This window comes from Phenylobacterium sp., assembly GCF_031360265.1.
Classification (GTDB): domain Bacteria; phylum Pseudomonadota; class Alphaproteobacteria; order Caulobacterales; family Caulobacteraceae; genus Phenylobacterium.
In genome coordinates, this window is record NZ_JANMBF010000075.1 from 1 (window position 1) to 16,936 (window position 16,936).

Here is a 16,936-nt window from a genome sequence, read left to right on the forward strand (position 1 = left end):
CCCGCCTGCAGGTGCGAGCGCAGGCGTGGCTCCATCTCCGACAGCTCGGTGGGCGAGCGATCAGCGGTCAGCACCACGCGGCGGCCATCCTCGACCAAAGCGATCAGGGTGTGGAACAGCTCTTCCTGGGTCGAGGTCTTGCCGGCGACGAAATGCACGTCGTCAATCAGCAACAGGTCGGCGTTGCGCAGCTCGTCCTTGAACGCCGCGGTCTGGCGGTCCTGGATCGCCTTGACGAAGGTCGAGGTGAACCGTTCGGCCGTCAGGTAGACCACCCGCTTGGAAGGCTCGTTCCGCATGGCCTCCCAGGCCAGGGCGTTCAGTAGGTGGGTCTTGCCGAAGCCATAGGGGCCATGGAACAGCACCGGATTGAAGTGGCCGTCGGACCACGTCGCCACTCGGCGCGCCACCGCGAAGGCGAATTCGTTGGAAGGGCCGGCGACGAAGCTGTCAAAGGCGAAGCGCTCCTGCAGGCCCAGCATGCGGCCCTGGCGGACCGCCAGCGGCGCCGCAGCGGTCTCGACCTCGAACACCGGCGGCGCGACCGGCGGCGGCGCGGCGGAGGATGCGGCGGCGGATTGCGCCGTCATCGGGCCGGCGGCGTCGAACTCGTGACGCGACTTCAGGTCGAGACGGCGGCCCAGCGGATCGTGCTGCGCCCACAGTTCGCCGATGCGCCGCCAGGCATGTTGCCGGATCCAGTCGCGCGCGGTCCCCGTTGCGGCCACCAGACAGACCTCATCCCCGGTCTCGCGAAGCGCCGCCTGGCCGAGCCACGAGCCGAAGGTCGCCTCACCCAGCTCGCGCTTCAAGTCCAGGCAGGTCTTCGTCCACACGGCTCCGGCCGGCGCGCTCGCCATAGCTCCCGCAACCCCCCCGCTGATCATCGCCACCCACCCCGTCCTGCCAGCGCCACGGCCACTCTTGTGGCCATCCTCACGGTCCGAGCCCCACGCATCGGCCGTCACCACTTTATTCAATGCAAACAGTTTCTTATCCAGCGAACGCTTGCGCTTCGCCGGCTTCCCGGATTGATCCGGGATCAGATTTAAGACACCTGTCGGAAGCCCGACACTACTGGGGGGCCGGGGCCGGTCAACGGTGATTCTTACCGGTTCAAGACGATATTTTAATTGACTCGCGGCGAGCCCTTTTGGGGCCAAGGAAAACGCTCGATCGCCGTCCGTGCGCTGAGAACTTTGGTCGCAGGCGGCGCGCCGCCAAGGGGTCCGGACGCAACGAAAAACGGCGCCCGGGGGCGCCGCTTGCGGACCTGGATCCGATGGAAGTAGCCGGGTAGGCCCCGCCGGGCGTCCGACGGGCGCCAACCGGTCGGGCGGTCGCCTCAGGCGGCCGAGGCGGTCGACATCTTGCGCAGGGCGGCAGCCAGGCGGGAGACCTTGCGCGAGCCGGTGTTCTTGTGAACCACGCCCTTGGAGACGGCGCGCATCAGCTCGGACTGGGCCTTGACGAAGGCGTCCTTGGCCGCGCCGGCGTCGCCGGCGCTCAACGCCTCGTCGAACTTGCGCAGGAAGGTGCGCACCCGCGAGCGGCGGGCGGTGTTGACCTCGGTGCGGCGGGCGATCTTGCGGACCGCCTTCTTGGAGCCGGGGGTATTGGCCATTGCGAACAGCTCTTCAAACAGGACACGCCGGGCGAGCCGGGGCGGGGAAAATCGGAGGCGCGGATATACGGGAGGACCGGGGACGGGTCAATGGAAGGGCTGGCGATTCTGCCGGTCCGCGAGTCTATCGCCCCGTGAACCTGGCCGGGCGTTTCTCGATGAAGGCCGCCATGCCCTCCTTCTGGTCATCGAAAGCGAAGAGCGAGTGGAACAGCCTGCGCTCCATCTTCACACCCTGGCTGAGCGGGGTCTCATAGGCGGCGTTGACCAGGTCCTTGGCGATCATCACGGACATGGGCGACAGGGCCGCGATTTTGCCGGCCGCTTCCATGGCGACGGCTATCAGGTCGGCGAGCGGCACGACCCGGCTCACCAGGCCGCAGCGCTCGGCCTCGGCGGCATCCATCATCCGGGCGGTGAGCACCATATCCATGGCCTTGGACTTTCCGGCGAACCGGGTCAGCCGCTGGGTGCCGCCGGCGCCCGGGGTGACGCCCAGGTTGATCTCCGGCTGGCCGAACCTGGCATTGTCGGCGGCGATGATGAAGTCGCACATCATGGCCAGCTCGCAGCCACCGCCCAGGGCATAGCCGGCCACCGCGGCGATCACCGGCTTGCGGCAGCGGGTGACCCGTTCCCAATTGCGGGTGATGAAATCCTCGTCGAAAACCTCGGCATAGCTCTTGGCGGCCATCTCCTTGATGTCGGCGCCGGCGGCGAAGGCCCGGTCCGAGCCGGTGATCACCACGCAGCGCACGCCCGGATCGGCCTCGGTGGCGTCCAGCGCCGCGGTCAGCTCGTCCATCAGCTCGCCGTTCAGCGCGTTCAGGGCGTCCGGCCGATTCAACCGGATCAGGGTCACTGCGTCGCGCCGCTCGACGATCAGGGTCTTGGGGCTCATTGTGGAATTCCTGAGAGGGCCTGCCTCTGGGCTTAAGGCCCCGTGACCGAATAGCCAAGCGCGCGCAGGCGGGCAGGCAGGCCGTCCGGCCCGATCAGGTGGCCGACGCCCACCACCACCACGGTCCGGCCATGGCCCTTCAGCCGCGCGTCGAGCACCTGGGTCCAGCGCGCGTTGCGCTCGGTGACCATGCGGCGAAATAGGCTTGGCGAGGTCTTCCGCACCGGGTCCAGGGCCTCCCGATCCAGGGCCGCGAGATCGCCGTCCATCCACGCCCGCACCAGGGCCATGAACGCGTCGGGCTGGTCCTCGAGCTCCACCAGGGTCTCGTGCAGGGAGGCAAGCTGTTCGGCCGGCAAGCCCCCCGACAGCAGGGCGATCTGTTCGGACGAGGTCTCGAACGCCCGGCGTGCGGCGTGCGGCGTGGCCAGGGCCGCGATGGTTTTCTCGACGCCGGACGCGGCCTGCGCGCCGGCCTTGCGATAGGCCGCGCCCGCCAGGGCGATCTCCGCCAGCCACGGCTGCAGGCGGTCGAGCAGGGCGGGAGAGACGTCGTAGAGCGCCGCGACCCGGCTCAGCCGCGCGGCATCGTCGGCGGGCAACAGCTTGAACAGCGACTGGTCGGGGGCAAGCACACCAGCCCAGCTGGCAAGGCTCGCGGTCTCGGCCTCGGTCTGGGCGTCGATGGGCAGTTCGAACCACAGGTCGTCGGCCGCCTTCAACGCGCGGACCAGCGCCGGCGGAGTCCAGTCGAGTCCCGGCGGCAGGACGTGGATCGAGCCGAACAGCACAACCTGCGAATCCCTGTCCCTGACGACCCACAGCGGGGGCCGCGCCGCCGCGGCGCCGACGACGGCTAGGGCGACCAGGGCGCCGGCGAGCGTCCTGAAAACTGGGGACCTGAACAGCCGGATCACCTCTGGCAGACCGGGCAATGGAAGGTCGAGCGGCCCGACTGCGCCCGGCGCGCGATAACGCCTGTGCAGCTGTCGTTGCCGCAGGCCCGGCCCTCGCGGTCGTAGACGGCGAAGCGATGCTGGAAATAGCCCAGGCTCCCGTCAACCTGGGCGAAGTCGCGCAAGGTCGATCCGCCGGCGAGGATCGCCTCGGCCAGCACCGCGCGAATCTGCGCCGCCAGGCGCGCGAGCCGCGGCCCGGAAATCCCGCCCGCCGCCCGGAACGGCGAGATGCGCGCGCGGTGCAGCGCCTCGCAGACATAGATGTTGCCAAGGCCCGCGACGATCCGCTGGTCGAGCAGCAGGGTCTTGGGGCCCTGCTTGCGATCCTTGAACGCGGCCTTCAGCCGGTCGGCGTCGAAGTCGTCGGACAGGGGCTCGGGGCCCAGCCCGGCGAACCAGGGATGGTGGGGCAGCGCCGCGGTGCCGATCAACGCCATGTAGCCGAACCGCCGGGGGTCATAGTAGGTCACCTGCGTCCCGGCCTCGGTGGTCAGGACGACGTGCGCGTGCTTGGGGTCGGGGTCGGGCGCGTAATGGAAGCGGCCCGGCCGCCAGGCCCCCGGCCCTGCCTCGGCCTCGGCCCCGACCTCCAGGGGCCGGGTGATCTCGAAGCGCCCGCTCATCCCCAGATGCATCACCAGGGTGTCCTCGCGGTCCAGGCTCGCCAGCAGGTACTTCGCGCGCCGCCGCAGGCCGGTGATCGTGGCGCCGGTGAGCTGCTGCACGAAATTCGCCGGCAGCGGGAAGCGCAGATCCGGGCGGCGCGCCTCGACCCGGGCCAGCCGCTGGCCCTCCAGCACCGGGGCGAGGCCGCTACGCACCGTTTCGACCTCGGGAAGTTCGGGCATGGGCCCCACTCAAACCAGCGACCCCTGCGGCTTGGCATGCCCGGGATGGCGCGCCAAGGCCCCCCACGCTAATAGCCTCCCATGACCGGGCCCGCCGCCACCTTCGGATTCCGCCACGTCGATCCCCGCGACAAGCCGAAGCTGGTGCGCGGGGTCTTCGACCGCGTGGCCCGGCGCTACGACCTGATGAACGACCTGATGAGCGGCGGCGTTCACCGGCTGTGGAAGGACGCGGTCGCGGCCAGGCTCAATCCCCAGCCGGGCGAGACCATCATCGACTGCGCCGGCGGCACCGGCGACATGGCCCGGCGCTTCGCCCGGATGGCGCGCCGGACCCGGCTGCGCCGCGGTGGGGCCGAGGCGAAGATCCTGGTCATCGACTACAACGCCGAAATGATCGCAGCGGGCCGCGACAAGGGCTCGGAGCCGGAGATCGCCTGGGCGGTGGGCGACGCCCAGCGCCTGCCGTTGCCCGACGCCAGCGCCGAGGCCTATGCGATCGCCTTCGGCATCCGCAATGTCACCGACGTTCCCGCCGCCCTGCGCGAGGCGCGACGGGTGCTCAAGCCGGGCGGGAGGTTTCTCTGCCTGGAGTTCTCGCGGCCGGTTACCGAGGCCCTGCAACGGGCCTATGACGCCTATTCCTTCAAGGTGATCCCGGAAATCGGCGCCCGCGTCGGCGGCGACCGGGCGGCCTATCAATACCTGGTGGAAAGCATCCGCCGGTTCCCCGACCAGCGCCGGTTCGCCGCGATGATCGCCGAGGCCGGGTTCGTACGCGTCGACTACAGCAACTTCACCGGCGGCGTGGCGGCCCTGCACACCGGCCGGGCGATCTAGGCCGATGAGCGGACTGGGCGCGCTTGGCCGCATGACCGGCGCGGTCTGGGTGATGATCCGCAACGACGCGCTGCTGCCGCGCGAGCTGGAGGGACTTTACGCGCCCGGCGTCCGCACCCTGGCCGCGACCTTGCGTCTCCTGGCCGGCGCCGGCGCGCGCACCGGGCGGCCCGGCGAGCGTCTGGCGCGGTCGCTGGAGAGCATGGGGCCGGTGGCCATCAAGCTCGGCCAGCTGCTGTCGACGCGCGGCGACTTCTTCGGCGCCGACTTCGCTCAGGACATGTCGCGGTTGAAGGACAGGCTGCCGGCCTTCCCCACGGCCGTGGCGCGGGCCGAGGTGGAGCAAGCCCTGGGCCGGCCGCTGGACAGCCTCTATGCGGAGTTCGGCGCGCCGATGGCGGCGGCGTCCCTGGCCCAGGCGCATCCGGCCGTGCTGCGCGATGGGCGCAAGGTGGCGGTCAAGGTGTTGCGGCCGGGTATCGAGCGGCGGGTGGCCCAGGACGGCGAGAGCCTGGCGCTGGCCGCCCGGCTGATCGACCGCTGGATCCCCGCGGCGCGGCGGCTCGAGCCCCGGGCCTTCGCCGAGACTGTGATCCGGGCCACGGTGCTGGAGCTCGACCTGCGGCTGGAGGCTGCCGGGGCCGACGAGCTGCGCGAGGTGATGGCCAAGGACGGCTACATGACCGCCCCGGCCATCGTCTGGGAAGGGGTCGGCAAGCGCGTCCTGACCATGGAATGGGCCGCCGGATGGCCGCTCTCCGATCCCGCGGCGCTGACCCAGCCGGGCCTTGCCCCCCAGGCCATGGCCGACAACCTGATCCGCGCCTTCCTGTCCCAGGCCCTCGACCACGGCGTGTTCCACGCCGACCTGCACGAGGGCAACCTGTTCGCCGCCGCGCCGGATCGGCTCACCGCCGTCGACTACGGGATCATCGGCCGCATCGGGCCGGCGGAGAGGCGATATCTGGCCGAGATCCTCTGGGGCTTCCTCAGCAAGGACTATGAGGGCGTGGCGCGGACCCATTTCGACGCCGGCTACGTGCCGGCCCACCACAGCGTCGCCGCCTTCGCCCAGGCGCTCCGGGCCGTGGGCGAGCCGGTGTTCGGACGCCCCGCCAGCGAGGTTCCGATGAGCCGGGTGCTGATGCAGCTGTTCGAGATCACCGCGCTCTACGACATGCGCCTGCGCCCCGAACTGGTGCTGTTGCAGAAGACCATGATGATGGTCGAAGGCGTCGCGCGCCGGATCCAGCCTGACCACGACATCTGGACCGCCGCCGACCCGGTCGTCCGCCGCTGGATGGCCCGGGAACTGTCTCCGGCCGCCCAGGTCCGGCGCTTCGCCGAGGAGGCCGCCACCGCACTGCGCAATCTCGCCCGCCTGATCGAGACCCCGCCGACGCCGGCCGTCGTCGAGGTTCGCGCGCTCCCCCGCGACCGATCCGCGGTCCTCTGGTTCGCCATTGGGGCCGTGACCTCGGGCGCAGCGTTCCTGGCGGCGCTGATACTAGGGTGACTCGACTGCCGAAGGCGCTGAACCCTCAGTCCTCGATCTTGGTGCGCGCCATCCACTCGGCGCCGGTCAGCCGTTCGGCGCCGTCATCGCCGAACAGCTCCATGGCGCCGTTGCGAAAGACCGTGGTCTTACCAATCGTCGGCATGTCGGCCACTTCCAGAGGATCGCGCCGCCCGGCGGTCAGGTAGAGGAGGTCGTCGGGCCCCTTGGACTTCAGGGAATGCACCACCCCGTCGATGGGGAACCCCACGAAGTCGCCCGGCCCGACCGCATGGCCGACGCCGTCCAGCACCATCTCGCCAGCGCCCTCGAGGATGAACACGAACTCCTCCGACACCGAATGGGCGTGGGGGATGAAGCTCTCCTTGCCGGGCGGAATGCGGATCAGGTGGACCCCCAGCTGGGTCATGCCCGCCGGGTCGCCCAGCCTGACCATCCGCATCTCCGAGGCCGCATTGAACGGGTGACGCCCGCGCCAGGCCTTCGGCCAGTCCGTCTGGCCGGTGCGGACGATGTGCCGGGGATCGGCCAAACGCTCAGGCCTGGTCGTCGGAGGACCGGCGCCGCCCGCCGCGAGCCGTCTGGCTTTTGGCCTCGCGGTCCTTCTGCTTTTCCCAATAGGCCATGCCGTCGTCCGGCTTGAACATGGTGCGCGGCGCGCCGTCCTTGTTGGCCACGGCGAAGACGTTGGCCTTCGGGTCGTAGAACAGGGTATCGCCGTTCTTGCGGGTGATCGTCAGCGTGCCTTTGGGCGGATGGCCGACAAAGGCGTGGGCCTTCCTGACGAACTGGTCGACAGACCTGGCCTCGAACACCTGGCCGTTGCGCTCGAAGGCGCGCTGGGCGCCGTCGTCGGCCGAACTGTTCCGGCTGGGCGCCCACACGGGTTTGCCGTCCTCGGCCGTGGCCACCACGTCCTTGCGGTGATCGACCTGCGATCCGTCACCGAAATTCCGCGAACTCTCGCGGCGGTCGAACGATCGCTCCGGCCCGTTGGCCGTCGCCATCTGCGTGCCCGCCGCCTGTGAATTCCCAGCCTGTTTGCTCACCGCGGACGGGCCGTTGTCGCAGGCACTCAACAGCGTCAGCGCCACAATACCAAGCGCCAAAGGGCGCGCCGTCTTCAACCCAGCCATCACGTTATCTCCTACCACAGCAGAGGTTGGAACAAAGAAAGAACACAAAACCGGACTTGTCGAGTCAAATTTGCCGGAATTGTTCGCAGGCCGCATCTGGCCTATGGCTGGCGCCCGGCGCACGAGGGGCAAGAGCCTTGCTAAGAACCTGGGACGAAAAGCGGATTCTGCTCATCGTCGGCGGCGGGATCGCGGCCTACAAGAGCCTTGAGCTGACCCGCCTCGTCCGCAAGGCCGGGATCGCCGTGCGCCCGATCCTCACCCGGGCCGGTGCAGAGTTCGTCACCCCGCTGTCGCTGGCGGCCCTGGCCGAGGACAAGGTTTACCGCGAGCTGTTCTCGCTCACCGACGAAGCGACGATGGGCCACATCGAGCTGTCGCGATCGGCGGACCTGATCGTCGTGGCGCCTGCCACCGCCGACCTGATGGCCAAGGCGGCCAATGGCCTGGCGGGCGACCTGGCTTCGACCACCCTTCTGGCGACCGACAAGCCGGTGCTGATGGCGCCTTCGATGAACGTGCGGATGTGGCGGCACGCGGCCACCCAGCGCAACCTTGCCACGCTGACGGCCGACGGCGTCACCTTCGTCGGGCCTGACGAGGGCGCCATGGCCTGCGGAGAATATGGCCCCGGGCGGATGGCCGAGCCCGAGGCGATCTTCCAGGCGATCCTGGCGGCGCTGGGCGCGAGCCCGCGCCCTCTGGCCGGCCGACGGGCCCTGGTCACGGCCGGCCCCACCGCCGAGGCCATCGACCCGGTTCGCCTGCTGACCAACCGCTCGTCCGGCAAGCAGGGCTACGCCATCGCCGCCGCCCTGGCCGCGCTGGGCGCCGAGGTCGTACTGGTCAGCGGCCCGACCGCGCTCGCGCCGCCGCCCGGCGTCACCCGCGTCGATGTGGAGAGCGCGCGCGACATGCTGGCGGCCTGCGAGGCGGCGCTGCCGGCTGATATCGCCATCTGCGTGGCCGCCGTCGCCGACTGGCGGCCGCAAAGCGTCGGCGACCGCAAGCTCAAGAAAGGCGCCGCCGCGCCGAACCCCATCGCCCTGGTGGAGAACCCCGACATCCTTGCCAGCCTGTCGAAACATGCCCGCCGACCCCGCCTGGTGGTGGGGTTCGCCGCCGAGACCGACGATGTCGAGGCCAACGCCAAGGCCAAGCTGGGCCGCAAGGGCTGCGACTGGATCGTCGCCAACGATGTCAGCGTGGCCGGAACCCTGGGCGGCGATGACAACGCCGTGGCTATCGTCAGCGCCGGCGGCGTCGAGCGATGGGAGCGGATGGCCAAGGTCGAGGTAGCCCATCGGCTGGCCCGGCGCATCGCCGGGGCGCTTGCATGATCCCGACCGTGCCGATCGTCCGCCTGCCGCACGCCGAGGACCTGCCGCTGCCGGCCTATGAGACCGACCAGGCGGCCGGCATGGACCTGAGGGCCGCCCTGCCGCGGGACGAGCCGCTGACCCTGCGGCCCGGCGCGCGCCACCCGGTGCCGACAGGTCTGACCTTCGCCTTGCCGGCGGGTTTCGAGGGCCAGGTCCGGCCGCGCTCGGGCCTGGCCGCCAGACACGGCGTCACCTGTCTCAACACGCCCGGCACCATCGACGCCGACTATCGGGGCGAGGTGAAGGTTATCCTGATCAATCTGGGCGAAGAGGATTTCGTCATCCGCCGCGGCGACCGCATCGCCCAGCTGATCGTCGCCCCGGTGGTCCAGGCGGTCTGGGCCGAGGTCCCCAGCCTCGATGAGACCGCCCGAGGCGCCGGGGGCTTCGGCTCCACCGGCCGCTGACCTCATGAGCCAGGATCCGCCGCGCCGCAAACGCCTGCCCTTCCGCTGGCTCTCGCTGGCCGAATTCGTCGGTATCCTGGCGCTGGTGATCGCTGGCCTCGGCTATTGGGACGCCCACCGCGAGCGCGCCCAGACCGACCAACAGCGCGCCACCGCTGCGCGCGAACGCAAGGAAGAGGCCAGGGCCGGGGCGCTTAAGCTCGCCTTCCTGATGACCGGCACGCCGGACGGCGACGGCGGGCGCCTGCGCCTGGCCTCGGCGCACCCCGAACAGGTCATCCAGACCCAGAGCCTGAGCTTCCCGCGCGAAGTGCGCGGCGAGGCGGTCCAGACCACCGGCAATCCGCGCATCGAAGCCGGCTGGTTCGACGCCGCGCTGGCCAGGGCCGCTCACAGCGGACGCGCTCACACCGGAGGCGACGAGGCCCGTCAGGGGCGCCTGCCGGTCGGGATCGTCACGGTCTATATTCAGGACGGCCAGACGCGGACCGACCGCGCCGTCTATCTGCTGGGCTACAGCCTGCATCCGCGCGTGCTCCGCGCCGACAGGGTCGAGCTTGAGGGCCTGTCCCTGGTCCGCCGGGCGGGCGGCGAGGATGTGCAGGCGGCTGTCGATGGCCTGTGGACCCGCCAGGCGGCGCCCGCGCCGTGAGCCGGCTTACAACCGCCCGCTTCCAGCTGTCGCCGCTGGGGCCGGGCGACCGCCAGGACCTCTTCGCCCACCTCTCCGATCCGGCCACCGTCGAACACATGGACATCGCGCCCATGGCCGACCTGGATGCCGCCGATGCAATGATCGCCTGGGCCGCGGCGCTCCCCGACAATGGCAGCGCCTGGTGGGCCGTCCGCGACCGCGCCGGCGACTTCGTCGGGACGGCCGGGCTGATCGTCGCCGAACGCCGACGAGGCTCGCGTGGCGAGGTGTCCTACAACGTGGTCCGCCCGCGATGGCGCCAAGGGATCATGGGCCAGGTGCTTCCCGCCCTGCTAGCGCACGGCCACGGCGCGCTGGGTCTTCGCCGGATCGAGGCGCTGGTCACGCCCGGCAACCTGGCCTCCGCCGCCCTGCTCGAGCGGTTCGGTTTCCGGCTGGAAGGCGTCCTGCGCGACCACGCCTTCTGGAAAGGCCGGTTCTGGGACCAGCGGCTCTACGCGCGGCTGGCGGACGATCCGGTGTCCTGAGGGGTCAACGGCGGCGGGATGAAGCCGCTGACGTTTTCCTCGATGGCCTGGGCCAAAGCCAGCAGGCGTGCATCGCTGCTCAGCGGGCCGATCAGCTGGGCGCCCACCGGCAGGCCAGACTCTGAAAGCCCCGCCGGGATCGCCGTGGCCGGCAGGTGCAGGGCGGTGGCCAGCGAGATCCAGTTCAGCATCGACGCATAGGGCAGGACCGCGCCGTCGGACTGGAGCAGCCGGCGGCGGGCAAAGGGACGGTGGTCGTGCGGGAAGGCGGTGACCGGCGCAGTCGGCGCCAGGATCGCGTCGAACCCTTCGAACACACCGGCGATCTCGTGGCGCAGACGGTTGCGCACAGCGTCGGCCGCCAGCCACTCGCGGTGGGTGGCGGTGTAGGCGAGCGTCATGGCCGCCATCGAGGTAGGCGCCGCGCCCCGGTTCATCGACCAGCGGGCCCAGCCCCGCAGGCGGGTCATGTTGCGGACCATCGCGTCGGGCATGTCTTCGCCGATGATCCCGCCCAGCAGGGTCTGGTAGGCGGCCATCAGGGTCGGCATATGCGCCGGCGAGGCGATGGGCGTCACCTCCGCGCCCGCGTCGACAAGCTCGGCGGCGAAACTCTCAAGGACGGCGCGGACCTGCGGGTCGAGCCCGAAGCTCGGCTCGTCGAGCCACAGGGCGATGCGGGCCCCCTTCAGCTCGCCGGCGGGCGCCTTGGGCGCCAGTGGGCCATCCTCGATCACCGCCAGCAGCAGGCGAAGGTCGCGCGCCGTCCGGGCCAAGGGTCCGATCACATTGAGGTCGCGCACGCTCCACGAACCTGGGCTGGGCGGCACGTGGCCATGCTGGTCGACCAGGCCCCAGGTCGGCTTGTGGCTGAACACCCCGCAAAAGCTGGCCGGGATGCGCAGCGATCCTCCGATGTCCGAGCCGATCTCCAGCGCGGTGACCCTGGCGGCCAGGGCCGCGGCCGCCCCGCCGGACGATCCGCCGGGGGTGCGCGCGACGTCCCAGGGATTGTTGGTGGTCCCATAGAGCGCGTTGAAGGTCTGCCAGTCGCCGGCCATCACCGGAGTGTTGGTCTTGCCCCAGATCACCGCGCCGGCGGCCTTGGCGTTGGCGACCGCTGAGGCGTCCTGCGCCTGACGCCGGCGCAGGGCCGCCAGCCCCGACGACGCCGGCATCCCGACCACGTCCAGGGTATCCTTCACAGTCATCGGCAGGCCGGCCAGCAGGCCCACGGCCTCGCCCCGGTTACGCAGGTCATCGATGGCGCGGGCGCGGTCCAGGGCGCGGTCGAGATCCACGGCGACCACGGCGTTCAGCCGGGCGTGGGTCTGTTCGTGATGGGCGAGCGCGGCCTTCAGCAGCTCGACGGACGAGACCCGCCGGGCGTTCAGCGCCGCGATCTGGTGGCTGGCGTCGCGCTCGAGGAGACCCTCCATCGTCAGCCGCGGTCCGTAAAGCCCAGCACGTCGCGCATGCCGTAGTGGCCGGGCGGGCGACCGACGACCCAGCGCGCCGCCACCAGGGCGCCGCGGGCGAACAGGCCCCGGTCGCGGGCCGAATGGGCCAGCGTCAGGCTTTCATCCTCGGCGATGAAGCTGACGCTGTGGTCGCCGACGATGCCGCCCCCGCGCACCACGGCAAAGCCAATATCCCCGGCCGCGCGCGCGCCGGTGATCCCGTCTCGGCCCCGCCTGGCCACATCGGCGAGGCTGACGCCCCGGCCCCTGGCGGCCGCCTCGCCCAGCATCAGGGCCGCGCCGGACGGCGCATCGACCTTGCGGCGGTGGTGGGCCTCGAAGATCTCGATGTCATAGGCGTCCGGGCCCAACCTGGCGGCGGCCTGTTCGACGAGGCCCATCAGGAGGTTCATGCCCAGCGAGAAGTTGCCGGCGCGCACGATGGCGATCCGGCTCGCGGCCGCCTCGATCGCGGCGATCTGGGCGTCGTCGAACCCCGTCGAGCCGACCAGCAGCGCCGGTCCCCCTCGCGCGGCGCACGCCGCAGCCAGCGCGACCGACGCCGCGGGCGTGGTGAAGTCGATGACCACGTCGGCGGCCGCCAGGGCCTCGTCCTGGCTGGTCAGGCCCTCCCCGGCCAGGCCAGTCCGCTCAAACCGGGCGACCAGCGCCAGCCCGTCCCCCACCGCCACGGCGGCCGACATGGCCTGGCCCATGCGGCCCAGCGCCCCGGCGACGGCGATCCTGATCGGTTGGGCGGACACGGGGGCTACTCCGGCGAGGTCCGCTAGTCTCCCGAGCCCGCCCGCCGGGTCAACGACAAAGCGCGGCCTTAGGCGGGCTGCGGCTCCAGCGCGGCCCTGAGCGCCGCCATGGTGGTCTTCTGGAGGCTCGGGCGCGACATCATCCGCTGCAGCCAGGCCGCCAGCGGCGAGCCCGTCAGCATGTCCCGGCCCTCGGGAAAGAGCGGCATGAAATCCAGGTGCGCCGCGGCGGCGATGTCGGCCAGGCTGATCGCGTCCCCGGTGAAATAGGTCTGGTCGCCGAGAATGTCCGCCAGGGCCGCGACGCAGGTCCGCGCCTGCGGCAGGGCCGCGGCGACTGCGGCCTCGTCCACCGGCATGCCGAACATCGGCTTGATCACCCGGTTGAAGGCCAGGCCGGAGCTGATCGACGGCATCACGTACCAGTCGACGATGCCCATCACCTGGTTCATCCGCGCCCGGGCCCGCGCGTCGGCGGGCGTCAGGCTTCGCCCCGGGCAGACCTGGTCGATGTAGCGGACAATCGCCTGGGCTTCGTAGAGCTGGAAGTCGCCATGCTCCATCGCCGGGATTCGGCCGAAGGGCTGGCGGGCCAGGTGCGCGGGCGCCCGGGAGTCCCCCATGCCCATGGGCGACAGGCGATAGGGCGCGCCCTTCTCCTCGCAGGTGATCAGCGGCATGCGCACATAGGGGCTGCCGGGGACGCCGTGGATGATGATCTCGGACATCGTCTGCTCCTCTTGTGAAACGTCTGTTTTGTGAAAGGTCTGGGGGTCAGGCTTCGGCCGCGGTCCTGTAGCCTTCGAGAATGAAGCCCCACCCTCCGTCCATGGAGATGCGGGCCGCCTCGGCGCCCTCGCTGTCGCCGAAGCGCTCCAGGCCGCGATGCTCGAACGCCACGTGGGTCTGGCCGTCGGCGCCCGCGACGAAGGATACCTCGATCTCGGTCAGCAGATTGGGATCGTAGCCCCAGTCCTTGGTGATGCGCCACGCCAGCACCAGGCGGCCCGGCGGTTCCCAGGCCAGCACCTCGCCCCAGGGCGTCTCGCCGCCGTCCTCGTGTCGGCCGTACCAGCGGCCGCCGACCCCGGGCTCGATCACCGCGTCGACGAGCGGCGAGGCTCCGATGTGATGGGTCTTCGGCCACCAGCGGCCAATGCCGTCGGTGAACACCGAGAAGGCCTTGTTGGGGCTGGCCTGGAGGGTCAGCGACTTGCGGATCGCGGCGGGTCTGATGGTCTGGCTCATGGCGGTGTCAGCTCCTCGTCCTCTTGGATTTCAACCTCTGTCCGTTCGACCTCGGCCTTGAAGGCCTCGAGCGCTTCGTCCCAGAACCGGTCGAGCCAGGCGCGGATCTGGCCCAGCCCCTGGGGGTCGATCTGATAGACGCGGCGCGCGCCGTCCGGCCGATCGGTGACCAATCCGGCCTCCCTGAGCACCTTCAGATGCTGCGACACCGCGGGCCGGCTCACGGGCAGGTCGCGCGCCAGCTCGCCCACCGCGCGCGGGCCATCCGCCAGCCGCTCGAACACCGCCCGCCGCGTCGGGTCGGCCAGGGCGGAAAAGGCGCGGGTTGTCAACGCAAATGAGTTAGTCATGACTTACCGTAAGCAATGGCTAACCTCTGTCAAGCGGATTGTGCGATCGAGGTTGTTTCAGGGGTCGGGGCTCTGTAGGTTCGCGCTCCCATCGCAAACGACGCGCCATAAGGACCCGCCGCCGCCATGAGCGACGCCGAGAAACACACCTTTACCGACCAGGAAGCCCTCGATTTCCACCGCTATCCCACGCCGGGGAAGATCGCCATCGCGGCCACCAAGCCGATGGCGACGCAACGCGACCTCAGCCTGGCCTATTCGCCCGGCGTCGCCGTGCCAGTGCTGGCCATCGCCGCCGATCCGGACGCGGCCTACGACTACACCTCCAAGGGCAACCTGGTGGCGGTGTTCTCCAACGGCACGGCGATCCTGGGGCTGGGCAACCTCGGCGCGCTGGCCTCCAAGCCGGTGATGGAGGGCAAGGGGGTGCTGTTCAAGCGCTTCGCCGACGTCGACGCCATCGACATCGAGTGCCTCGCCACCGACCCGGACGAGATCATCACCGTGGTCAAGAACATCGGCGTCACCTTCGGCGGCATCAATCTGGAGGACATCAAGAGTCCCGAGTGCTTCCGCATCGAGACCGAGCTGCAGGAGCTGCTCGACATCCCGGTGTTCCACGACGACCAGCACGGCACGGCGATCATTTCCGCCGCCGGCCTGATCAACGCCTGCCACATCACCGGCCGCGATATGGCTGAGGTCAAGGTGGTGCTGAACGGCCCCGGCGCCGCCGGCATCGCCACGCTGGAATTGATCAAGGCCATGGGCGTGCGCCCGACCAATGTCATCGCCGTCGATTCAAAGGGCGTGCTCTGGCGCGGCCGGCCCAACGACATGAACCAGTGGAAGTCGGCCCACGCCATCGAAACCGACAAGCGGACCCTGGCCGAAGCCCTGGTTGGCGCCGACGTGTTCATCGGAACCTCGGTCAAGGGCGCGCTCACCGGCGAGCTGGTGAAGACCATGGCCGAGCGGCCGATCATCTTCGCCATGGCCAATCCCGACCCCGAGATCACCCCGGAAGAGGTCTACGCCGTCCGCCCAGACGCGATCGTCGCCACCGGTCGCAGCGACTATCCCAACCAGGTGAACAACGTCCTGGGCTTCCCCTACATCTTCCGCGGCGCCCTGGATGTTCGCGCGCGCCGGGTGAACATGGAGATGAAGATCGCCTGCGCCAACGCGCTCGCCATGCTGGCCCGCGAGGACGTCCCCGACGAGGTCGCCGCCGCCTATCACGGGGTGCAGCTGAAGTTCGGGCCAGAGTACATCATCCCCACGCCCTTCGACCCGCGGCTGATCTGGTACATCCCGCCGTTCATCGCCCAGGCGGCCATGGACACCGGCGTGGCGCGCCGGCCGATCGAGGACATGGACGCCTACCGCGCCAGCCTGGCCCAGCGGCTTGATCCCACCGCGGCCTTCCTGCAGAAGTTGCAGGGCGCGGTGCTGTCGGGGCCGAAAAAGCGCGTGGTGTTCGCCGAGGGCGAGGAACCCAGCGTGATCCGCGCGGCCTACGCCTTCCAGTCCGCCAACCTCGGGACCGCCATTCTGGTCGGTCGCGAGGACCTGGTGCAGGACAATATGCGCCTGGTGGGCCTCGACCCCGCCGAGGTGAAGCTGGAGATCCTCAACGCCCGGGTCTCCGGCAGGAACGCCGACTATGTCGACTACCTCTACGGCCGCCTGCAGCGCGAAGGCTACCTGCGCCGCGACGTCCAGCGGCTGATCAACCAGGACCGCAACGCCTTCGCCGCGGCGATGGTGGCGCTGGGCCACGCCGACGGCATGGTCACCGGCGTGACACGCGCCTTCGACCAGGTGCTCGAGGAGGTGCTGCGGGTCATTGACCCCTCGCCCGACGGCCGGGTCATCGGCATGAGCGTGGTGCTGGCCAAGGGCCGGACCCTGTTCATCGCCGACACCTCGGTCACCGAGATGCCCGAGGCCGAGGACCTGGTGGAGATCGCCAAGGAGGCCGCCCGCGCCGTCCGCACCCTGGGCTATGAGCCCCGCTTGGCCTTCATGAGCTATTCGACCTTCGGCAACCCCATGGGCCTGCGCTCGGAAAAGGTGCGCGAGGCCGTGGCCATGCTCGACGAGCTCGACGGCGTCGATTTCGAATACGAGGGGGAGATGCCGCCGGAGCTGGCGCTGGAGCCCGAGGCGCGGGGCAACTATCCGTTCATGCGGCTCACCGGTCCGGCCAATGTGCTGATCATGCCGGCGATCCACTCCGCGGCGATCTCGACCCAGCTGATTCAGTCCCTGGGCGGCGCCACGGTGATCGGCCCGATCCTGCTGGGCCTCGACCGC

19 protein-coding genes are annotated in these 16,936 nt (G+C 70.3%); 7 read left to right on the plus strand and 12 right to left on the minus strand.

Translation table 11 applies throughout. From position 1 onward, the window contains the following. From RMN86_RS06245 to mutM, 5 genes are all read right to left on the minus strand, one after another. The coding region (locus RMN86_RS06245; RefSeq protein WP_309604988.1) for a DnaA ATPase domain-containing protein at positions 1–887 on the minus strand (887 nt) is incomplete at its 3' end. A 458-nt stretch (positions 888–1,345) separates the two neighbouring features. After that, the gene (rpsT, locus tag RMN86_RS06250) at positions 1,346–1,624 is read right to left on the minus strand and encodes a 30S ribosomal protein S20 (protein WP_309604970.1); all 279 of its coding nucleotides are present in this window, start codon (positions 1,622–1,624) and stop codon (positions 1,346–1,348) included. A 124-nt stretch (positions 1,625–1,748) separates the two neighbouring features. Beyond that, the gene (locus RMN86_RS06255; RefSeq protein WP_309604971.1) at positions 1,749–2,525 is read right to left on the minus strand and encodes an enoyl-CoA hydratase; all 777 of its coding nucleotides are present in this window, start codon (positions 2,523–2,525) and stop codon (positions 1,749–1,751) included. 32 nt (positions 2,526–2,557) lie between these two features. Beyond that, positions 2,558–3,460, minus strand: a complete 903-nt coding sequence (locus RMN86_RS06260) for a TraB/GumN family protein (RefSeq protein WP_309604972.1) — start codon at positions 3,458–3,460, stop codon at positions 2,558–2,560. Further along, on the minus strand, positions 3,439–4,332 hold the full coding sequence (mutM, locus tag RMN86_RS06265) for a bifunctional DNA-formamidopyrimidine glycosylase/DNA-(apurinic or apyrimidinic site) lyase (protein ID WP_309604973.1): 894 nt from the start codon (positions 4,330–4,332) through the stop codon (positions 3,439–3,441). The genes RMN86_RS06260 and mutM overlap by 22 nt, the downstream gene beginning before the upstream one ends. Before the next feature lie 81 nt (positions 4,333–4,413). On the opposite strand from mutM, the gene RMN86_RS06270 reads away from it, so the two are divergent. Both RMN86_RS06270 and ubiB read left to right on the plus strand, forming a co-directional pair. Continuing rightward, entirely contained in the window at positions 4,414–5,172 is a 759-nt protein-coding gene (locus RMN86_RS06270) for a class I SAM-dependent methyltransferase (RefSeq protein ID WP_309604974.1), read from the plus strand. Between the two features lie 4 nt (positions 5,173–5,176). Beyond that, on the plus strand, positions 5,177–6,688 hold the full coding sequence (ubiB, locus tag RMN86_RS06275; RefSeq protein WP_309604975.1) for a 2-polyprenylphenol 6-hydroxylase: 1,512 nt from the start codon (positions 5,177–5,179) through the stop codon (positions 6,686–6,688). 25 nt (positions 6,689–6,713) lie between these two features. Here ubiB and RMN86_RS06280 read toward each other — a convergent pair whose 3' ends face one another. Then, entirely contained in the window at positions 6,714–7,220 is a 507-nt protein-coding gene (locus RMN86_RS06280) for a cupin domain-containing protein (protein WP_309604976.1), read from the minus strand. Positions 7,221–7,224: 4 nt separating this feature from the next. Next, on the minus strand, positions 7,225–7,920 hold the full coding sequence (locus tag RMN86_RS06285) for a hypothetical protein (protein WP_309604977.1): 696 nt from the start codon (positions 7,918–7,920) through the stop codon (positions 7,225–7,227). A 41-nt stretch (positions 7,921–7,961) separates the two neighbouring features. Between RMN86_RS06285 and coaBC the strand changes: the two genes are divergently transcribed. The 4 genes from coaBC to RMN86_RS06305 are packed head-to-tail and all read left to right on the plus strand — an operon-like array spanning position 7,962 to position 10,795. Then, the gene (gene coaBC, locus RMN86_RS06290) at positions 7,962–9,164 is read left to right on the plus strand and encodes a bifunctional phosphopantothenoylcysteine decarboxylase/phosphopantothenate--cysteine ligase CoaBC (RefSeq protein ID WP_309604978.1); all 1,203 of its coding nucleotides are present in this window, start codon (positions 7,962–7,964) and stop codon (positions 9,162–9,164) included. Further along, the gene (gene dut / locus RMN86_RS06295; RefSeq protein WP_309604979.1) at positions 9,161–9,613 is read left to right on the plus strand and encodes a dUTP diphosphatase; all 453 of its coding nucleotides are present in this window, start codon (positions 9,161–9,163) and stop codon (positions 9,611–9,613) included. Before coaBC ends, dut begins: the two co-directional genes overlap by 4 nt. A 4-nt stretch (positions 9,614–9,617) precedes the next feature. Continuing rightward, positions 9,618–10,265 (plus strand): hypothetical protein, encoded by a 648-nt coding sequence (locus tag RMN86_RS06300; RefSeq protein WP_309604980.1) that lies wholly within the window; start codon positions 9,618–9,620, stop codon positions 10,263–10,265. Then, on the plus strand, positions 10,262–10,795 hold the full coding sequence (locus tag RMN86_RS06305; RefSeq protein ID WP_309604981.1) for a GNAT family protein: 534 nt from the start codon (positions 10,262–10,264) through the stop codon (positions 10,793–10,795). Before RMN86_RS06300 ends, RMN86_RS06305 begins: the two co-directional genes overlap by 4 nt. Here RMN86_RS06305 and RMN86_RS06310 read toward each other — a convergent pair. From RMN86_RS06310 to RMN86_RS06330, 5 genes are all read right to left on the minus strand, one after another. Further along, the gene (locus RMN86_RS06310) at positions 10,762–12,234 is read right to left on the minus strand and encodes an amidase family protein (RefSeq protein ID WP_309604982.1); all 1,473 of its coding nucleotides are present in this window, start codon (positions 12,232–12,234) and stop codon (positions 10,762–10,764) included. The two genes, RMN86_RS06305 and RMN86_RS06310, sit on opposite strands and share 34 nt — an antisense overlap. A 2-nt stretch (positions 12,235–12,236) precedes the next feature. Continuing rightward, on the minus strand, positions 12,237–13,019 hold the full coding sequence (gene dapB / locus RMN86_RS06315; protein WP_309604983.1) for a 4-hydroxy-tetrahydrodipicolinate reductase: 783 nt from the start codon (positions 13,017–13,019) through the stop codon (positions 12,237–12,239). A gap of 68 nt (positions 13,020–13,087) precedes the next feature. Further along, positions 13,088–13,747, minus strand: coding sequence for a glutathione S-transferase family protein (locus RMN86_RS06320; RefSeq protein ID WP_309604984.1), 660 nt, complete (start codon positions 13,745–13,747; stop codon positions 13,088–13,090). A gap of 46 nt (positions 13,748–13,793) precedes the next feature. Continuing rightward, positions 13,794–14,267, minus strand: a complete 474-nt coding sequence (locus RMN86_RS06325) for an SRPBCC family protein (protein ID WP_309604985.1) — start codon at positions 14,265–14,267, stop codon at positions 13,794–13,796. Then, positions 14,264–14,617: a metalloregulator ArsR/SmtB family transcription factor gene (locus tag RMN86_RS06330; RefSeq protein ID WP_309604986.1), complete on the minus strand. Its 354-nt coding sequence runs from the start codon at positions 14,615–14,617 to the stop codon at positions 14,264–14,266. Before RMN86_RS06330 ends, RMN86_RS06325 begins: the two co-directional genes overlap by 4 nt. Positions 14,618–14,743: 126 nt before the next feature. On the opposite strand from RMN86_RS06330, the gene RMN86_RS06335 reads away from it, so the two are divergent. Next, a partial coding sequence (locus RMN86_RS06335; protein WP_309604987.1) for an NADP-dependent malic enzyme occupies positions 14,744–16,936 on the plus strand: 2,193 nt, incomplete at its 3' end.

Excerpts from the sequence above, each read along its gene's own strand:
- rpsT (WP_309604970.1), bottom strand. The coding sequence starts at position 1,624 with ATGGCCAATACCCCCGGCTCCAAGAAGGCGGTCCGCAAGATCGCCCGC.
- RMN86_RS06255 (WP_309604971.1), bottom strand. The coding sequence starts at position 2,525 with ATGAGCCCCAAGACCCTGATCGTCGAGCGGCGCGACGCAGTGACCCTG.
- mutM (WP_309604973.1), bottom strand. The coding sequence starts at position 4,332 with ATGCCCGAACTTCCCGAGGTCGAAACGGTGCGTAGCGGCCTCGCCCCG.
- RMN86_RS06270 (WP_309604974.1), top strand. The coding sequence starts at position 4,414 with ATGACCGGGCCCGCCGCCACCTTCGGATTCCGCCACGTCGATCCCCGC.
- ubiB (WP_309604975.1), top strand. The coding sequence starts at position 5,177 with ATGAGCGGACTGGGCGCGCTTGGCCGCATGACCGGCGCGGTCTGGGTG.
- RMN86_RS06285 (WP_309604977.1), bottom strand. The coding sequence starts at position 7,920 with ATGCGGCCTGCGAACAATTCCGGCAAATTTGACTCGACAAGTCCGGTT.
- dut (WP_309604979.1), top strand. The coding sequence starts at position 9,161 with ATGATCCCGACCGTGCCGATCGTCCGCCTGCCGCACGCCGAGGACCTG.
- RMN86_RS06300 (WP_309604980.1), top strand. The coding sequence starts at position 9,618 with ATGAGCCAGGATCCGCCGCGCCGCAAACGCCTGCCCTTCCGCTGGCTC.
- RMN86_RS06310 (WP_309604982.1), bottom strand. The coding sequence starts at position 12,234 with ATGGAGGGTCTCCTCGAGCGCGACGCCAGCCACCAGATCGCGGCGCTG.
- RMN86_RS06320 (WP_309604984.1), bottom strand. The coding sequence starts at position 13,747 with ATGTCCGAGATCATCATCCACGGCGTCCCCGGCAGCCCCTATGTGCGC.
- RMN86_RS06325 (WP_309604985.1), bottom strand. The coding sequence starts at position 14,267 with ATGAGCCAGACCATCAGACCCGCCGCGATCCGCAAGTCGCTGACCCTC.
- RMN86_RS06330 (WP_309604986.1), bottom strand. The coding sequence starts at position 14,617 with ATGACTAACTCATTTGCGTTGACAACCCGCGCCTTTTCCGCCCTGGCC.